This is a genomic window from Pseudomonas sp. GR 6-02 (assembly GCF_001655615.1).
GTDB lineage: Bacteria > Pseudomonadota > Gammaproteobacteria > Pseudomonadales > Pseudomonadaceae > Aquipseudomonas.
In genome coordinates, this window is the sequence record NZ_CP011567.1 from 2929983 (window position 1) to 2947103 (window position 17121).

At 61.2% G+C, this 17121-nt stretch carries 14 protein-coding genes and 1 pseudogene; 9 read left to right on the plus strand and 6 right to left on the minus strand.

The features are described from left to right. Positions 1-330: 330 nt before the first annotated feature. The 5 genes from ltnD (at position 331) to otnI (ending at position 5731) form a co-directional block, all read left to right on the plus strand. Entirely contained in the window at positions 331-1236 is a 906-nt protein-coding gene (ltnD, locus tag PGR6_RS12975; RefSeq protein ID WP_064617533.1) for an L-threonate dehydrogenase, read from the plus strand. 10 nt (positions 1237-1246) lie between these two features. After that, entirely contained in the window at positions 1247-2545 is a 1299-nt protein-coding gene (otnK, locus tag PGR6_RS12980; protein ID WP_064617535.1) for a 3-oxo-tetronate kinase, read from the plus strand. Continuing rightward, complete coding sequence (otnC, locus tag PGR6_RS12985; protein ID WP_007941469.1) at positions 2542-3180, plus strand: 3-oxo-tetronate 4-phosphate decarboxylase; 639 nt, start codon at positions 2542-2544, stop codon at positions 3178-3180. The genes otnK and otnC overlap by 4 nt, the downstream gene beginning before the upstream one ends. A 204-nt stretch (positions 3181-3384) precedes the next feature. Continuing rightward, a complete protein-coding gene (locus PGR6_RS12990) occupies positions 3385-4845 on the plus strand; it encodes a GntP family transporter (RefSeq protein ID WP_018928934.1) in 1461 nt (486 codons plus the stop codon). 103 nt (positions 4846-4948) lie between these two features. Then, positions 4949-5731 (plus strand): 2-oxo-tetronate isomerase, encoded by a 783-nt coding sequence (gene otnI / locus PGR6_RS12995; RefSeq protein WP_064617537.1) that lies wholly within the window; start codon positions 4949-4951, stop codon positions 5729-5731. A gap of 4 nt (positions 5732-5735) precedes the next feature. Here otnI and PGR6_RS13000 read toward each other — a convergent pair whose 3' ends face one another. The 3 genes from PGR6_RS13000 to PGR6_RS13010 form a co-directional block, all read right to left on the minus strand. After that, a complete protein-coding gene (locus PGR6_RS13000; protein WP_018928936.1) occupies positions 5736-6554 on the minus strand; it encodes a DeoR/GlpR family DNA-binding transcription regulator in 819 nt (272 codons plus the stop codon). 111 nt (positions 6555-6665) lie between these two features. Further along, on the minus strand, positions 6666-7223 hold the full coding sequence (locus PGR6_RS13005; RefSeq protein ID WP_064621261.1) for a hypothetical protein: 558 nt from the start codon (positions 7221-7223) through the stop codon (positions 6666-6668). A gap of 86 nt (positions 7224-7309) precedes the next feature. Further along, positions 7310-8608 carry a methyl-accepting chemotaxis protein gene (locus tag PGR6_RS13010; protein WP_442963843.1) on the minus strand — a complete coding sequence of 433 codons (1299 nt, stop codon included), beginning with the start codon at positions 8606-8608 and terminating at the stop codon, positions 7310-7312. 617 nt (positions 8609-9225) lie between these two features. On the opposite strand from PGR6_RS13010, the pseudogene PGR6_RS13015 reads away from it, so the two are divergent. From PGR6_RS13015 to PGR6_RS13030, 4 genes and pseudogenes are all read left to right on the plus strand, one after another. Continuing rightward, a pseudogene (locus PGR6_RS13015) lies at positions 9226-10083 on the plus strand (sugar phosphate isomerase/epimerase family protein). Then, positions 10076-11125 (plus strand): isopenicillin N synthase family dioxygenase, encoded by a 1050-nt coding sequence (locus PGR6_RS13020; protein ID WP_064617541.1) that lies wholly within the window; start codon positions 10076-10078, stop codon positions 11123-11125. The pseudogene PGR6_RS13015 and the gene PGR6_RS13020 overlap by 8 nt, the downstream one beginning before the upstream one ends. A gap of 25 nt (positions 11126-11150) precedes the next feature. Next, entirely contained in the window at positions 11151-11948 is a 798-nt protein-coding gene (locus PGR6_RS13025; protein WP_064617543.1) for a transporter substrate-binding domain-containing protein, read from the plus strand. A 49-nt stretch (positions 11949-11997) separates the two neighbouring features. Continuing rightward, complete coding sequence (locus PGR6_RS13030) at positions 11998-13533, plus strand: amino acid ABC transporter permease/ATP-binding protein (RefSeq protein WP_064617546.1); 1536 nt, start codon at positions 11998-12000, stop codon at positions 13531-13533. A gap of 29 nt (positions 13534-13562) precedes the next feature. On the opposite strand, the gene PGR6_RS13035 is transcribed toward PGR6_RS13030, so the two are convergent. The 3 genes from PGR6_RS13035 to PGR6_RS13045 all read right to left on the minus strand — a co-directional run bounded on the left by PGR6_RS13035 (position 13563) and on the right by PGR6_RS13045 (position 17088). Beyond that, entirely contained in the window at positions 13563-14327 is a 765-nt protein-coding gene (locus PGR6_RS13035; RefSeq protein WP_064617548.1) for a substrate-binding periplasmic protein, read from the minus strand. 216 nt (positions 14328-14543) lie between these two features. Next, entirely contained in the window at positions 14544-15521 is a 978-nt protein-coding gene (locus PGR6_RS13040) for a helix-turn-helix domain-containing protein (RefSeq protein WP_018928944.1), read from the minus strand. 88 nt (positions 15522-15609) lie between these two features. Beyond that, positions 15610-17088, minus strand: coding sequence for an aldehyde dehydrogenase family protein (locus PGR6_RS13045; protein WP_064617550.1), 1479 nt, complete (start codon positions 17086-17088; stop codon positions 15610-15612). Positions 17089-17121: the final 33 nt, after the last annotated feature.

Here is a 17121-nt window from a genome sequence, read left to right on the forward strand (position 1 = left end):
GCTGACGTGGTTTGCCTGATGCACCGCGAGTTCTGGTTTTACGACTGCTGCGCAGCCGAACGCAGCCTCGCGAGCTCGACAGCTGCTACAAAAAAGCGCGTCGCGGCTATCGATGCACCTGAGTAGATGTTAAAAAATGTTATTTTAAAAAAATACTTCACATAATCTGTTCATTGATGGATTATCTGCTCAACCAGTGCCAAGCGATCGTAGCTGCCACTGTGTTGGGCGATCCGCTGGCCATGCCGCCGGTGCCCATCTCTACATCGCGGCCCGCCGCCTGCGCTTTACCGGCGTGGAACAGGCCGTTGCTTCCCTCAGGAGTACCCCATGAATAACAAGAATGTCGGTGTTGTCGGTCTGGGCGCGATGGGGTTGGGCATTGCCCGCTCACTGTTGCGCAGTGGTTTCAATGTGCATGCCTGTGATGTGCGTGCGCAGGTGACTGAACAGTTTGCCGGGGAGGGCGGCGTGGCGTGCTCTTCGCCCGCGCAGATGGCCGCGGCGTGCGACGTGATCATTACCGTGGTGGTGAACGCCGAGCAGACCGAAACCGTATTGTTTGGCGAGGGTGGCGCCGTCGCTGCGTTGCGCCCGGGCAGCCTGGTGATCGGTTGTGCCACCGTGGCCCCGATCTACGCTGTCGACCTGGGCCAGCGCCTGACCGCCCAGGGCTTGCTGTATCTGGATGCCCCGATCTCCGGTGGCGCAGCCAAGGCGGCTGCCGGTGAAATGACCATGATGACGTCCGGCCCGGCCGACGCTTACGCCAAGGCCGAAGCCGTCCTGGCAGGCATGGCCGGCAAGGTTTATCGCCTGGGCGACAGCCATGGCCTGGGTTCGAAGGTCAAGATCATCAACCAGTTGCTCGCCGGTGTGCACATCGCGGCCTCTGCCGAAGCCATGGCGCTGGGCCTGCGTGAAGGGGTCGATGCCGAGGCGCTTTACGAAGTGATCACCCACAGCGCCGGTAATTCCTGGATGTTCGAAAACCGCGTGCCGCACATTCTCAAGGCTGATTACACGCCATTGTCCGCGGTGGATATTTTCGTCAAGGACCTGGGCCTGGTGCTGGATACCGCACGGGCCAGCAAATTCCCGCTGCCGCTGTCGGCCACCGCCCACCAGATGTTCATGCAGGCTTCCAGTGCCGGCTTCGGGCGTGAGGACGACTCGGCAGTAATCAAGATTTTCCCCGGCATCGAGTTGCCGACTGCCAAGACCGAGCCGGTTTGAGGAACACCCAATGAACACTACCCCTGCACGCCCATTGCTGGGCTGCATCGCCGACGATTTCACCGGTGCCACGGACCTGGCCAACATGCTGGTGCGCGGCGGTATGCGCACCGTGCAAAGCATTGGCATTCCGAGCAGCGAAGTGGCGGCCGGGCTCGATGCCGATGCGATCGTCATCGCCCTCAAGTCACGCACCATTCCAGTCGCCGAAGCGGTCGAGCAATCCCTTGCCGCGCTGGCCTGGTTGCGTGAGCAAGGCTGCGAGCAGATTTTCTTCAAGTACTGCTCGACGTTCGATTCCACCGCGGCCGGCAATATCGGCCAGGTCAGTGAAGCACTGCTGGCGGCGCTGGGCAGCGACTTCACCCTGGCGTGCCCGGCGTTCCCGGAGAATGGCCGGACGATCTTTCGCGGTCACTTGTTCGTCCAGGATCAACTGCTCAGCGAGTCGGGCATGCAGCATCACCCGCTGACGCCGATGACCGATGCCAACCTGGTGCGGGTGCTGCAGTCGCAGACCCGTCTGAACGTCGGCCTGTTGCGCTACGACACCATTGCCCAAGGCGCCGAAAAGGTACGCGGACGCATCGCCGAACTGCGGGCTCAAGGTATCGGTATGGCGATTGCCGATGCCTTGTCGGACCAGGATCTGTACACCCTCGGCACCGCCTGTGCCGACTTGCCGTTGTTGACTGGCGGCTCGGGGCTGGCCCTGGGCTTGCCAGAAAACTTCCGTCGCGCCGGTAAATTGCGCGACCTCGATGCCTCGAAACTCCCGGCGGTGGCTGGCGGTGAAGTGGTGTTGGCCGGTAGCGCTTCGGTCGCCACCAATGGCCAAGTCGCGGCCTGGCTCGAAGCCGGTCGACCCGCGTTGCGGATTGATCCGTTGGCCCTGGCGGCTGGCGAACCGGTGGTGGCCCAGGCCCTGGCCTTCGCCAAGAACAATGAACAACCCGTATTGATCTACGCCACCAGCGCACCGGACGAGGTCAAGGCAGTGCAACAGCAGCTCGGCGTCGAACAGGCCGGCAGTCTGGTGGAAAACGCCTTTGGCGAAATTGCTCAAGGCTTGCGTCAGAGCGGCGTGCGGCGCTTCGTGATCGCCGGCGGTGAAACGTCGGGCGCGGTGGTTCAGGCGCTGGGCGTACAACTGCTGCAAATTGGCGCGCAGATTGATCCGGGTGTGCCGGCAACCGTCAGCAGCACCGATGAGCCTCTGGCCCTGGCGCTCAAATCGGGCAACTTCGGTGGTCGGGATTTCTTCAGCAAAGCGCTGAAGCAACTGGCCCAGACCGGAGGTGCGCAATGAGTAATGAAAACGCCCTGCGCGAAGAAATCTGCGACGTTGGCCGCAGCCTGTATGAGCGCGGTTACACCGTCGGCAGCGCCGGCAATATCAGCGCACGGCTGGACGATGGCTGGCTGATCACGCCGACCGATGTCTGCCTCGGCCGCCTCGATCCGGCGACCATCGCCAAGGTCAATCTGGCTGGCGAATGGGTGTCTGGCGACAAGCCGTCGAAGACATTGGCGTTGCATCGCCAGGTCTACGACCGCAACCCGAGTGTCGGTGGTGTGGTGCATACCCATTCCACTCATCTGGTGGCGTTGACGTTGGCAGGTGTCTGGCAGCCGAACGACATCCTGCCGCCATTGACGCCCTATCAGGTGATGAAAGTCGGGCATATCCCGTTGATCAGCTACCAGCGTCCCGGCTCGCCAAAGGTGGCCGAACAGGTCGCACAACTGGCCAACAGTGTTCGCGGCGTGATGCTCGAACGGCTGGGGCCGGTGGTCTGGGAGAGTTCGGTGTCCAGAGCCAGCTACGCCCTGGAGGAGCTCGAAGAAACCGCGCGGTTGTGGCTGATGAGCAATCCCAAGCCCGAACCGCTCGATCAGGCAGCACTGGACGAGCTGCGAGCGGCTTTCGGTGTGCACTGGTAGGGCGCTGACTTTTCTTCAAACGATAGAACACGAAAGACCGATAAAGCAGGCCCCGTTCGGGAGACGCGCAGCGACTCCCACGACCCCGGCTTGCCTGAAAAATACAATAACAAGAGGACATCCAGGCATGACTCACCTTCACTGCGGCATTTTCAGACCCGGTTGCAGCACCCTTGTGTTCGCCCGGCGCGGAGGGCTTGTGAAATGAGCCCGTTAATCCTGATGGTTACCGCGGGGCTAGGGATCGCTCTGTTGTTGTTTTTGGTGCTCAAGTACAAGTTCCAGCCTTTCGTGGCGTTGATGCTGGTGAGCATTCTGGTGGCGCTGGTGGCCGGGGTGAAACCGGCCGACCTGGTCGCCACCATCGAAGGCGGCATGGGCAAGACCCTGGGCCACATCGCGATCATCATTGCCCTGGGCGCGATGATCGGGCGGATCATCGAACTCTCCGGCGGCGCCGAGGCGCTGGCCAAGACGCTGATCAGCCGTTTCGGCAATCGACGCACGCCGCTGGCGCTGACGATTGCCGGGTTCATGGTCGGGGTGCCGGTGTTCTTCGAGGTCGGTGTGATCATCCTGATGCCGCTGGCCTATGGCGTTGCCCGCAGTGCACGCAAGCCACTGTTGGTGTTTGCGTTGCCGATGTGTGCTGCGTTGCTGACCGTACACGCCTTCCTGCCGCCACACCCCGGCGCGGTGGCCGCTGCCAGTCAGTTGGGTGCCGACCTCGGTCGCGTGCTGATGTTCGGTCTGCCGATCACCGCGTTCCTCTGCTATGTCGGTTACCGCGTGGCCGGGCGCATGACCCGTCGGGTGTACCCGATGACCGACGATATCCGCGCCGAAGTCTATGGCCCGCATGTCACCAACGAAGACCTGGTCGCCTGGGCCAATGGCAACGGCAAGAGCGCTGAACGAGCTGCCGTGGCCGCGTCGCACATGGGCCTGGAAGAGTCCACTAGCGCTATCGTTTCCAAGTTGCCGCCGGCACCCGCACCGGGTTTTGGCATGATCGTCAGCCTGATAGCGCTACCGATCATTCTGATTCTGCTGGGAACACTGTCCAACTCGTTGCTGCCTGCCGACTCGGTCCTGCGCGGCATCATGACCGTGCTCGGTGCGCCATTGGTGGCGCTGCTGATCGACACCTTGCTGTGTGCCTGGTTGTTGGGTTCGCGTCGGGGCTGGAGTCGTACCCAGGTGTCTGACGTGATCGGTTCGGCCTTGCCAGGTGTGGCCATGGTGATTCTGATTGCCGGTGCCGGCGGTGTGTTCGGCAAGGTGCTGGTGGATACCGGCATCGGCGCGGTGGTCTCCGATTTGTTGCGCACCACCGGTCTGCCGGTGCTCGCGCTGGGCTTTCTGCTGACCATGCTGTTGCGTGCGGTCCAGGGCTCGACCACGGTGGCGCTGGTGACCACCGCCGGCATCATCAGCCCGCTGATCGCGACCCTCAACCTCACCGCGAATCACATGGCGCTGCTGTGCCTGGCCATGGGCGGTGGCGGGTTGGCCATGTCCCATATCAACGACGCCGGTTACTGGATCTTCACCAAGCTGTCCGGGTTGAACGTGGCCGACGGCCTGCGTACCTGGACCGTGCTGACCACCTTGCTCGGCACGCTGGGTTTCGGTATTACCTTGCTGATCTGGCCGTTTGTCTAACGAACTGTCGACTTGTAGGAGCCAGGCTTGCCGGCGAAGGCGTCTTTAAGAGCGCCTTCGCCGGCAAGCCTGGCTCCTACAAAAAACATACATAGGAGCTACCATGCCTCGTTTTGCTGCCAACCTCAGCATGCTCTACCCGGAACATGAGTTTCTGGATCGCTTCGCCGCCGCGGCCGCCGATGGTTTTGAAGCGGTGGAATACCTGTTCCCCTACGACTACAGCGCCCAGGAACTCAAACAGCGCTTGAGCGATAACGGCTTGGTGCAGGCGCTGTTCAACGCACCGCCCGGCGATTGGGCGGCAGGCGAGCGGGGCACGGTATCGTTGCCGGGCCGGGAGAGTGAATTTCGCAGCGGTTTCGATCGCGCACTGGAATACGCCGCCGTCCTGGGCAACTCACGCATCCATGTGATGGCCGGGCTGCTGCCGTCGGAAAACGATCGACCACGGCATCACGGCGCGTACCTGGAGAACCTGGCCTACGCCACCGCGCAGGCCGCCAAGGTCGGTGTCACCGTGCTGCTGGAACCGATCAACACGCGCGACATGCCGGGCTTTTTCCTCAACCGCCAGGATCAGGCCCAGGCCATCTGCAAGGAAGTGGGCGCCAGTAACCTGAAGGTTCAGTTCGATTGCTACCACTGCCAGATCGTCGAAGGTGACCTGGCCACTAAACTGCGTCGGGATTTCGCCGGCATCGGTCATATCCAGATCGCCGGCGTACCGGATCGACATGAGCCGGACCTGGGCGAAGTCAACTATCCCTATCTGTTCGAGTTGATCGACCAGTTGGGTTATGACGGCTGGGTAGGGTGCGAATACCGGCCCCGTGGCAACACGTCGGCCGGCTTGCAGTGGCTGCGGGACTGGAAGGCGCGCTAACGCCTTACAGGTTGTTATCGGAAGGCAACAGCAGTTCGACACCCTGCTTGCGGATGCTATCGGCCGCGGCAGGGGTCAGTGCGTCGTCGCTGAGGATGATGTCGAACTGCTCGAGCCCGGCGATCCGGTACATGCTGAACGTGCCGTACTTCGAACTGCTGGCCACCAGCACCACTTGCGAGGCCGATTGCATCGCGACTTGCTTGACCTCCACCTTCAGCGCCGACGGCGTGGTGAGGCCGCGACGCAAATCCCAGGAGCTGGTGGAAATGAAAGCGATATCGGTGACGATCTGACGCAAGGTGGCCACCGCCAGACCGCCCACGCACGATTGATTCGAATGATCCAGTTGCCCGCCGGTGTGAATCACCGTGACATGGGGCGCATCGATCAGCGCTTGGACAATCCCGAAGTCGTTGGTCACCACGGTCATTCCCGACAGCGCCTTGATGTACGGGACGATTTCCAGTGTGCTGGTCCCCGCATCCAGATAAACCGTCATATCGGCATGCAGTAGCCGCGCGGCCAGCTTGGCCATCGCCTGCTTCTGCGGCAACTCGACCACCGCCTTGAACTGATGACTGGGCTCGCTGTGGAGCTGGCTGGCAATTCGCACGCCGCCAGTGACCGAGTAAGCACGGCCTTCCTGTTCAAGCAGCGCGATATCGCGGCGGATGGTCATGTGCGAGCAGTCGAACATTTCCATCAACTGATGAACGCTCAGCACCTGATGCTTGCGCAATTGGCGCAGCATCAATTCACGGCGCTGTTCAGGAATCATCGGTGCGCCGCTTTCGGCGGCGATGTCCTTTTGACTAGGCATTCGGGCTCCAGAGTGAAGAAATCCGCCGACAAGGAAAGCGGTGCAAACATAGTAGCGAATCTACGGTAAAGGAACGAGCTGTTGCGGATCTCTGTTCTGGTGGCGGCAGCCTCAATCCAGATCCCGGCGAATGGCGTCCAGGCGTTCGTCGAGCAATGGGGTGAGGAGGGCATAGCACTGCGCCGGGGTGATGGACACGGTGGTTGTCCCGATCAGGCAGCGTTGCAGTTGTTCGAGCGCAGTGTGCAGCGAATGGGGAGCGTGCTTGAGCAAGCGTTCGTGCAGGTACTGCAATTGAATCAGCATTTCCAATGGGCAACTTCGATGGGCGGCGGCGCGTACCGACAGCCCGCGCAGTCGTCCCAGCTCTTCAAGTTCCCAGCAGCGCGCGGCGATGCTCGGGCGCGCCAGGCTGAGCGCACAGCGTTGCAGTTCGAGGTGCTGGATGGCGCCGAGCAGGTCCTGCAGCAATCGGCAATGGCCATCGAAATCCGCCGGGTCGCGACGTAACGCGCCCCAGGCCTGGCACTGTGCGGAATACGGCCACTCCCTCCAGCGTTGGTCGAGCGCGTGCCCCAATGCCTGGCAACGTTGTTGCGCCTCGCGGGTGACTTGTCCGCCGAGACCGCGATGCTGCTGTAGTCCTTGCAGCAGGTCGAGACCGAGCAACAGCGCCTGCCTTAGTCCCGTATCACCCTGTGGCAGACGGACTTGGCGGGACGGCCCATCGTCGAATGCTGTGGCGAATGCTGGATTCATGGGCGGCTTCCGACGGTGACCTGGTTGAGATAACGGGTCAGGTCGTGCAGCACATTGGTTTGCGTGCTCTGTTCCTGCACCGCGCCATTGACCTGTTGCAACTGTTCGCTGAGGGCATGATTGGCTAGCTGATACTCGCTGAGCGCCTGTTGCATGGCGCCGAGCTGTTGCAGATTGGTCTGGCTATGTTGCGCCAGGTCGTCGAGGTTGGCGGCGAGCTGCTCGCTCTGTTCACTCCCGGCTGCCAGCAGATCGCGGTGTTCCTTGACCTCGCCATCCACCTGGCGCACGGCCAGGGCAATCGCCGTCGCGGCGCTGGTGATTTCGTGGGTCGCCCGGTCGGTGGCCTGGGCCAGGCTGCGGACCTCATCGGCGACCACGGCGAAACCGCGCCCGTGCTCGCCGGCGCGGGCCGCCTCGATGGAGGCATTGAGCGCCAGCAACTGGGTCTGTTTGGCCAATGCCTGAATGCTGTTGACCGTGCTTTCCACGGCGGTCGTGCGCTGCAGCAACGCTTCCACGGCGTGTGCGGTATTGCCCAGGCGGTGCTGAATGACGCGCATGCTGTCACCCACTGAGCGCGCCTCCAGGCAACCGGTTTCGCTCTGGGTGTGAGCGTTGGCGAAGGCTGCCAGCGCGCCCTTGGCCAAGGCATCGATGCTGTGCAGGGTCTGATCGATCTGTTCGCTGGCGGCGGCGATCATGGCGATGCGTTGGCTCTGTTCCGCACCTTGATCGCGGGCCTGTTGGGCCATCTGCTCCAGGGCACGGCTGGCGAACTGCACTTCGCTGCGCAAGCGTTCGTTGTTGCGCAGTTGCAGGCTGGCGGCCACCAGCAGTGTCGCAGGGTCGGTATCCCGGGAGCTGCGCAGCAGTTGTGCCAGTTCCGTGTCCCAGAATGTCTGTAGCTGGCGTTGATGACGCTCGCGCAGCTGCCAGGCGCATCCCAGGTACAGCACGCCAGGTATCAGGGCCAATGCGCTTGCGGGCTGTTCGGCCAGTGCGAGACCACAGGCGCCGAGGGCCAAACCGAGCGGTAGCCAGAAGCCGATCCTGCTGCGTTCGAGCAGGGCTCTGCCAGGTTCGAACAAGGCTTTGGCGAATGATGTGCCGGCCGGGTGCGATGTGCCGCCATCGCTGCGCAGATGAACGATGGCGTGACCCGGTGGGTGCATTCCTTGAGCGGACATGAGGATTTCCTTCTGATGCCGGGATGAAAGCAAAAACGGCGCACGCTCTCCTGCCGCAATGGGCAGGGGAGCGGACGCCGTTGTCCGAGATGTTTGCCAAACCATCGGTGTTGATGGCTCAAGCCTGATCAAAAGCCTAAGCAAGTTGTTTGCCAGCCTTTGCGTTCGACAACGGATCAGCCTGTCACCCCGCGGTGGAAGGAGAATTGCATCTGATGGCTACAGGGCTGTGAAGGCCGCACAGGCGAGCAACGCACCAGTCGCGGGAATGGCAGAGCCGCCGTGCTCTGTTCTGGTTCGTGCCCATCCGCACCGGGCGCACACTTGGTAGCAGCTGCCGAGCCTGCGAGGCTGCGTTCGGCTGCGAAGCAGTCGTAAAACCAGAGCTCGCGATGTGTCAGGCAGACCACATCAGCCGGACTCACGACTGCTTCGCAGCCGAACGCAGCCTCGCAAGCTCGACAGCTGCTACAGCGAGCGCAGGTTCGACAGCTGCTACGGATCGCATTGCGGCTTACACAACGCGAGAAAATCCGGCATCGTTAGTTCATGAATTTCTGAACTAACTATTTGCTGCAGCCTATTCAATCGCTTGTCGCCCTAGCCTTAGGATTCGTCACACGGGACCGCAGCCATCAGAGCCGCGGCCCGCAGCAACTTCTTTCGACTGCCCAGTAACGCCAGCCCAATAGCGGGTGGCCTGACGCAGCCGAGAGGAATGCATGAAGCTAGAAATTTTCCGCACGTTATGGGGCTATACCGCCAGCAAGGCGCAGGCCCTGGATGAACTGCTCGCCGCCGGCTTCGATGGCCTCGAAGCGCGCCTGCCACTGCAGGCCGATGAGCGTGGCGAGTTCGGCGCTTTCCTGCGCAGTAATCAAGTTCCCTACATCTGCACACTGTTCAGTGCCTACGATGTATTGCCCGACCAGAACGCCACGCCCACCCAACACTTGGCCGACATTGATCGCAAACTGGGCTGGGCCTCGGAGCTGACCCCACGTTTCGTCAATCTGCTGGCAGGCAACGACCGCTGGCCGCAGGCATTGCAGGTCGAATTTTTCGGCCAGGCCATGGAACTGGCCGCCAGGCATGGCGTGTTCTGCAGTTTCGAGACGCATCGCGCCCGTTCCCTTTACAGCCCTTGGGTGACCCTGGAGCTGATCCGCCAACTGCCGGACCTGCGTTTCACCAGTGACATCAGCCACTGGGTGGTGTGCTGTGAGCGACTGCTGGACGATCCGGCCGACGATCTTTCGGCTTTCGTCGAACGCGTGCATCACATCCAGGCGCGGGTCGGCTACGACCAAGGCCCGCAAGTCCCTCATCCCGCCGCACCGGAATATGCCCGTTAACTGGCGTTCCATCAGCGCCACTGGGAGGCCGTCTGGACCGCTCAGCGCGAACGTGGCTACCCGGTCAGCACCTTGACCCCGGAGTTCGGTGCCGACGGTTATCTGCATCACTTGCCCTTCACCAACATGCCGGTGGCCGACCTCTGGACCTTGAACCAGTGGATGGCCCGGACCGAGCGCGAACACTTCGACCGTTTCACCCGTGAAGGAGCCCGCCATGCGTAACACCTCGCCAACCCAAGCCAACTTCAACAGCATTCCGGTGGTGAACATCGCCGGGCTCTTCAGTATCGAACTGGAGCACCGCCTGGCCGTGGCCGAGCAACTGGGCCGCGCCGCCAGCGATGTGGGCTTTCTGTACATCACCGGGCACGGCATCGATCCGGCGCTGATCGAGGGCCTGCGCCAGGCGGCCAGGGATTATTTTGCGCAACCGCTGGACGCCAAGATGCGCCACTACATCGGCGCCTCGGAAAGCCACAAGGGCTTCGTGCCCGAAGGCGAGGAGGTGTATTCCAAGGGCAAGCCGGATCACAAAGAAGCGTTCGATATCGGCTTCGAAGTGCCAGCGGATGACCCGCTGTTCCTCAACCGTACACCGCTGCTGGGGCCGAACCACTGGCCCGACGTGCCGGGTTTCCAGAGCGCGGTACAGAACTACTATCAGGCGGTGTTCGCGCTAGGCCGCCGGATGTTCGATGGCTTCGCCTTGGCCCTGGGGCTGGAGGAGGGGTACTTCGACGCGCTGGTGACTCGCCCGCCCTCCAAATTGCGGCTGATCCATTACCCCTTCGACGCCGATGTCGTCGACGCTCCGGGCATCGGCGCGCATACCGACTACGAGTGCTTCACCATCCTGCACGCCGATCAACCGGGGCTGGAGGTGCTCAATGATCAGGGGCAGTGGATTGACGCGCCGCCACTACCCGACGCGTTCGTGGTGAACATCGGCGACATGCTGGAAGTCATGACCGCGGGTGCCTTTGTGGCCACTGCCCACCGGGTGCGCAAGGTCGCGCAGGAGCGCTACAGCTTCCCGCTGTTCTACGCCTGCGACTATCACACGCTGATCAAGCCGCTGCCGGCCTTCGCCAGGGATGACCGGGAGTACGAGGCGCTGGCGATTGGCGAACACATGTGGAGCCAGGCCTTACAGACCTACCAGTACCTGCGCAAACGCGTGGAGAACGGCGAGCTTGAGTTGCCGTCCCGGGCCCGAAAGCCATCGAGTTTCGGCCACCTGAAGAACACCACCTCTCATTCCTAAAAAACAACCCACGGAGCTTCCCACCATGAAAATCCATTGCGCCTCGACCCGACTGAGCCTGCTCGCCGCCAGCCTGTTCTGCGCCAGCACCGCCTTCGCCAGCACCGCGACCCCCGGTGTGTTGAAAGTCGGTATGGAAATCACTTACCCGCCGTTCGAGTCCTACGACGCTGACAAGAATGTGGTCGGCTCTGATCCTGAGTTGGCCCACTCCCTGGCCAAGGCGATGAGCGTCAAGGCCAACTTCGTCGACACCAAGTTCCCCAATCTGATCAACGGCCTCAACGCCGGGCATTACGACGCGATCATTTCCGGCATGTACATCACCCCCGAGCGCCAGCTCCAGGCCCGCACTATCGCCTACGCCAATACCGGCGCGGCGATCATGGTGCCCAAGGGCAGTGAGTTGAGCCCGCAGGTTCCCGAGGACTTGTGCGGCCTGAAGATCGGCCTGGAGCAGGGCACCACCTGGGTCGCCAAGTTCAACCAGTTGTCCAGCGACTACTGCGTTCCGAACAACAAAGGCGCGATCACCGTCAACGAATACCCCTCGGCTCCCGAAGTGACGCAGGCGCTGCTGTCGAAGAACATCCAGGCCCAGGTGGAAATCGCCGGTGCCGCGCACATGATCGCCCAGCGCACCAACGGGCGGGTCGTGGTCAGCTCGCAGAAACTGGTTTACCCGCAGACCTTGGGCATCTACGTGAAGAAAGACGCCGAGGCAACCTATCAGGCGCTGGTCAAGGCCCTGGCTGACAGCAAAGCCAACGGCGAGTACGCCGCCATTCTCAAAAAATACGATCTGGAACCGGTCTCCGAGTAATGGCTGAAGCCGCGCCCTCGGTCGAGGGCGCGGCGTGCACGAGGTGTCTATGCAATTCGACTGGTCTTACTTTATTTCGCTGTTCTCCAAGACTGACTTCTGGGCGGCGAGCCTGACCGTCATCGAACTGAGCGCCCTGGCCTGGTTCCTGGGGATGTTGCTGGGCTTCATCCTGGCGTCAGCCAAGTTGTCCGGCTCGCCCTGGCTGCGCCTGCCGGCGTCACTCTACATCTGGTTCTTTCGCAGCATTCCGCTGCTGGTGCTGGTGGTCTTCATCTACAACCTGCCGCAGTTGCTGCCCGGTGCCGGGCCGGTGCTGTCGGTACCGTTCTATTCCGGCCTGTTGGCGCTGGTGGTCACTGAGGCCGCCTACATGGCCGAAATTCATCGTGGCGGGCTGATCTCGGTCGCCAAGGGCCAGAAGGAAGCCGGCCGCGCCCTGGGTATCGGCCTGCTCGGCCTGCAACGGCTGATTGTGATTCCCCAGGCCTTTCGTATCTCACTGCCGACCTTGATCAACGAATACATCACGGTGGTCAAACTGACGTCGTTGATCTCGGTGATTTCATTGACCGAACTGTTGACCGTCGGCCAGCGCCTGTATGCGCAGAACTTCCTGGTGATGGAAACCCTGGCGGCGGTGGGTGTGTACTACGTGCTGATCGTCACGCTGTTCGGCTTTGCCCTGCAGCGTCTGGAACACTACCTGGACCTCAACCTGCGGACGCCGCAAACCCTCGACAGCGCCTCGACACAAGCGCTGCGTGACAGTCTGGCGCCTGTTCTATCGAGCAAGCTCAAGCCGCCATCCAAAGGCGCCGCCCCGGCCCTGCAACTGCAGGGCGTGCACAAACGCTACGGCGATCATCATGTGCTCAAGGGCATCGACCTGAAGGTACAAAGTGGCCAGGTGATTTCGATCATCGGCCCGTCCGGCTCCGGCAAGACATCGCTGATTCGTACGGTCAATGGCCTGGAACGCATCGATCAGGGCGAAATCCTGTTGTTCGGCGAGGGCTTCATCAATGCCTGGGACAAACCGGATAGCCGTCGGATTCGTCAGGGCGTACGGCGCATCGGCATGGTGTTCCAGAGCTTCAACCTGTTCCCGCACCGCACACTGCTGGACAACATCAGCCTCGCTCCCCGTTATCACGGTGTCGGTCGTGTGTTGAGCGAGCAACGCGCCTGCCAGTTACTCGACAAGGTCGGCCTGTTGGCACATGTCCACAAATATCCGCATCAACTGTCCGGCGGCCAGCAACAACGCGTGGCGATTGCCCGGGCCATGGCCATGGACCCGGATATCCTGCTGTTCGACGAACCGACCTCGGCGCTGGATCCGGAGCTGGTCGGCGAAGTACTCGCGGTCATCAGCCACCTGGCCCGCGAAGGCATGACCCTGCTGATTGTCACCCACGAGATGGATTTTGCCCTGTCGATTTCCGACCGGGTGATCTTCATGGAAAACGGCCACATTCAGCTGGATGCCTCGCCACAGGCGATCCGCGAGCAGCCCGAGGCTCATAGAGTGCGGCGGTTCATGGGATTGCAGGTGCCAGAGGAGGAGGGATGCCTGCCTTGAATGGGTTTAGCCGTGTGCCCTCAGAATTCCTATGGCGACAAATAGCGCTTTTGTATGCGCGCCAGGGTGCCGTCATCGCGAAGCGTTTCAACCGCCGCGCGCAAGTCTTGCACCAGTTGGGCGGAGCACTGCTTCGAGCAAGCCAGGTAGAGGTCCACACTGCTCATGACGGGGCTCATGTGCAGTGTATGTTCAGACACTTTCGGCCAGATGTATCGACTCTCCGGGACACCGTTGAACCAGGCATCGATGCGACCTTTCAAGAGCATCTGCGCGGGGTTGTCGCCAATGGTCAGGGGGTGGATCTGCTCGTCGCTGAAGCCTTGTTCACGGAGGATTTCCTCCTGCGCACTGCCCAGGCCGACGCCGATCCCCCGGTAGGTTTGTTTCGCTTGCTCGAAGCTGCTCACCGGCCGGTCAAGGCTGAAAAAAGCACGCTCCATGGGCATGATCGGCGCGATCCAGGTGAAGCGATCTTCACGTTCCTGCGTGCGTGACAAAGGGGCGATCAGGATGTCCTGAGTCTCGCTGACATGTTTCTGCGATCTGGCCCAGGGAAGCACATGGACATGCGCGACATAGCCGGCGTTGGCAATGGCGGTCATCACGGCCTCGCCGACCATGCCGTGGCCTTTGGAGCCATCGACGAACGTCAGGGGTGGAGCGTCCGGGATATACAGTTCGAGCGGCAAGGGCGCGCCACTCGCGTGACAGGCAATCAGCAGCGAGATCGACAGGCACAACCTGCAAAGCGTCTTTGTACGGGCAGTTGAGATCCGTGAACTCCCGCTCATGGTTGATCATTCAGGCATTGAAAGTAGGGGGGAGCCACAATTCACCGGTGGTATTGATCACAGGGATGATGAGTCTGTTTTTGTATTGGATTCGGCATCGACGCCGTATTTTACGCAGACTTTGTGGCGGGACACATCTACCTCCCAAGTGAATGTGTTTTGCGGGGCCAGTACCTGTTGTGCACCCGCATCACAATGGGCGAGCAGCAGGTGGCGTCAGGATCGGGCCTGGGTATCGCGGAACAGCTTGGGCGATATGCCGAATGCCGATTTGAACTGTCTGCTGAAATGAGCACTGCTGCCATAGCCCCAGGCAAAGGCGATGTCGGTGAGTGAGCGATGGGCATGTTCCCGGCTGCGCAGATCTTCGGCGCAGCGCGACAGGCGCCGTTGCCAGATGTATTCGCTGATACTGCAGCCGAGCTCCTCCTGAAAGGCGCGGTGCAAACTGCGCACCGAGCATTGCTCGACGCTGGCGATGCGCTCGATGGTCAGGTCGCGGTCGGCCAGGTGGCGCTCGATATACGCCTTGAGGCGGTTTTGCTTGAAGAAGCGGAAATCGTGTTCGAGTTGTTTTTCTTCCTGTTTGTTCTTCAGGGCGTTATCCAGAAGCCCCACGATGCTGTTGCCGATCAGTTCGGCCGAATGATTGTTGAGCAGTGGGTACTGGCTGTACGCATCACTGATCAGATGCATCAACATGCGGCCCAATCCATTGCGCCCGTTCAGGTGAACATCGCCCGCTTGCGGTGGCTGTCGGGCCGGCCCCTTGAAGAGCAGGATAAAATGTTCGCAACCTTGAGTGCTGGTGACGCTGAAGGGCTGGCCGCTGTCGACCAACAGCATCTCGTCAGGCGCTAATGCGCTGCAGTGCCGACCTTGTTCGAAATGACTGACGCCGGCGATCTGCAGAATCAGCATGCGCGGCGTATCGGGTGAGTCGACCGCTTTGCTCAGATGGCGTGAGTAGCGATGGGCACTGGCGGTCATGCGGCAGAAGCCGAGCTGACCCAGATCACCATATTCCAGCCGGCCTTGAAAGTTGCTGTTATGCAACGGGTCGATGAATGTCGATTCCAGACGCTTGATGTAGTCCGGCGTGCGCCCCAAGTGATCGCTCATGAACTCTTTCCACTTCATCAGCCGGTCGGAGCGAACAACCTGATCGGTGGACACACAGGCTAAATGACTCATTTTTTCGCCTCTTTTCTTATTGTTTTTGTAGATTGGGCAAATGGGTCAACACTTGCCCAATTTTAGTCCGGTCAGTATCGATCAAGAATCAGAAAGGGTAGTGGTGGCTCCCCGGTTGCCAGGTGACCCAATGGGCGCGGGTGAATTCATCCAGGGCGTAGTGACCATTGAAACGCCCGAGGCCGGAGTTCTTTTCGCCGCCGAAGGGCGCATTGGGCTGGTCGTCGACGGTGATGTCGTTGATATGGGTCATCCCGGCCACGATGCCACGGGCGAAGTTCAAGCCTCGGGCCATGTCCCGGGTGAATACCGCGCTGGACAGGCCATATTCGCTGGCGTTGGCCAACTCCAACGCATGCGCTTCGTTTTCTGCGATCAGCAGCGGCAGCAACGGCCCGAAGGTTTCATCACGTGCCAGTTCCTGATCGACCCCGACTTCACCGAAGACATGCGCAGGCAACACCAACCCGGACGCTGGGCCGCCACACAACCGCTTGAGGCCCGCATTCTCGGCGGCATCGATTTTACGCAACAGGCCATCGAGCTGGTTCTGATTGACCACCGGCCCGATCACGGTGTCTGCGTGGGCCGGGTCGCCGGTCTTGAGCTTGCGCACTCGCTCCACCACCAGCGCGGTGAAGTCCGCATACAGCGAGCGGTTGACGATCACCCGGTTGACGCTCATGCAGATCTGGCCCTGATGCAGGAAACGCCCGACCACTGCTGCGTGCGCGGCTATATCAATATCCGCGTCATCCAGGACCACCAGTGGAGCATTGCCGCCCAACTCCAGCGCAACGCGCTTGATGTGTTTGCCGCCAGTCGCAATCCGGCCGACATTGCGACCGACATCGGTTGAGCCGGTGAAGGAAATCAGGCTTGGCACCGGGTGTTCGACGAAGGCATCGCCAATCTCCGAACCTGCACCGACCACGACATTGAGCGAACCCTCCGGGAAGCCTGCGTCTTCGAACAAATGAGCAATCAGCAGGCCGCCTGTTACGGCCGTGTCGCTGGCGGGTTTAAGCACCACTGTGTTGCCAAGCGCGAGTGCCGGGACCACCGAACGCATGCTCAGGTACAACGGAAAATTCCATGGGCTGATCACCCCGACAACACCCAGCGGTTCACGGAAGACAAAGCTCTGTTCACCGGGCTTGTAGCTCGTCAGGATCCGTCCTTCAACCTGCATCGGCAACGTTGCGCACTCACGCACCAGGTTCAGGGTGAACTGCCATTCCATGCTCGCCTTGATGCGCGTGCTGCCGGACTCACGAATCAGCCAGTCGATGATTTCATCGCGGCGGTTCAGGATGACATGAGCGAGTTTCTCCAGTTGCGCGCTGCGCTGCGTCGGATGCAGCTGTGCCCACGCTGTTTGCGCACGATGTGCAGCCTGATAGGCATCGTCGAGATCGGCAATCGAGGCCAGTGGCATTTCCAGCAGTTGCTCGCCATTGAAGGGGTTACGGTCATCCAGGCGCCGCGAGGAACGACCTGTACGCCAGGTGCCATTGATGTATTGGTCGCCGTTGATGGCGTAGAGGGGCAAATGTTGAGTCGTCATAGTCTTACCTTTGGAGGCAGGTGGCCGCGTCGA

What these genes read in the sequence shown, in the direction of transcription:
- ltnD (WP_064617533.1), top strand. Translation starts at nt 331, where the DNA reads ATGAATAACAAGAATGTCGGTGTTGTCGGTCTGGGCGCGATGGGGTTG.
- otnK (WP_064617535.1), top strand. Translation starts at nt 1,247, where the DNA reads ATGAACACTACCCCTGCACGCCCATTGCTGGGCTGCATCGCCGACGAT.
- otnC (WP_007941469.1), top strand. Translation starts at nt 2,542, where the DNA reads ATGAGTAATGAAAACGCCCTGCGCGAAGAAATCTGCGACGTTGGCCGC.
- PGR6_RS12990 (WP_018928934.1), top strand. Translation starts at nt 3,385, where the DNA reads ATGAGCCCGTTAATCCTGATGGTTACCGCGGGGCTAGGGATCGCTCTG.
- otnI (WP_064617537.1), top strand. Translation starts at nt 4,949, where the DNA reads ATGCCTCGTTTTGCTGCCAACCTCAGCATGCTCTACCCGGAACATGAG.
- PGR6_RS13000 (WP_018928936.1), bottom strand. Translation starts at nt 6,554, where the DNA reads ATGCCTAGTCAAAAGGACATCGCCGCCGAAAGCGGCGCACCGATGATT.
- PGR6_RS13010 (WP_442963843.1), bottom strand. Translation starts at nt 8,608, where the DNA reads ATGGTTTGGCAAACATCTCGGACAACGGCGTCCGCTCCCCTGCCCATT.
- PGR6_RS13020 (WP_064617541.1), top strand. Translation starts at nt 10,076, where the DNA reads ATGCGTAACACCTCGCCAACCCAAGCCAACTTCAACAGCATTCCGGTG.
- PGR6_RS13025 (WP_064617543.1), top strand. Translation starts at nt 11,151, where the DNA reads ATGAAAATCCATTGCGCCTCGACCCGACTGAGCCTGCTCGCCGCCAGC.
- PGR6_RS13030 (WP_064617546.1), top strand. Translation starts at nt 11,998, where the DNA reads ATGCAATTCGACTGGTCTTACTTTATTTCGCTGTTCTCCAAGACTGAC.
- PGR6_RS13035 (WP_064617548.1), bottom strand. Translation starts at nt 14,327, where the DNA reads ATGAGCGGGAGTTCACGGATCTCAACTGCCCGTACAAAGACGCTTTGC.
- PGR6_RS13040 (WP_018928944.1), bottom strand. Translation starts at nt 15,521, where the DNA reads ATGAGTCATTTAGCCTGTGTGTCCACCGATCAGGTTGTTCGCTCCGAC.
- PGR6_RS13045 (WP_064617550.1), bottom strand. Translation starts at nt 17,088, where the DNA reads ATGACGACTCAACATTTGCCCCTCTACGCCATCAACGGCGACCAATAC.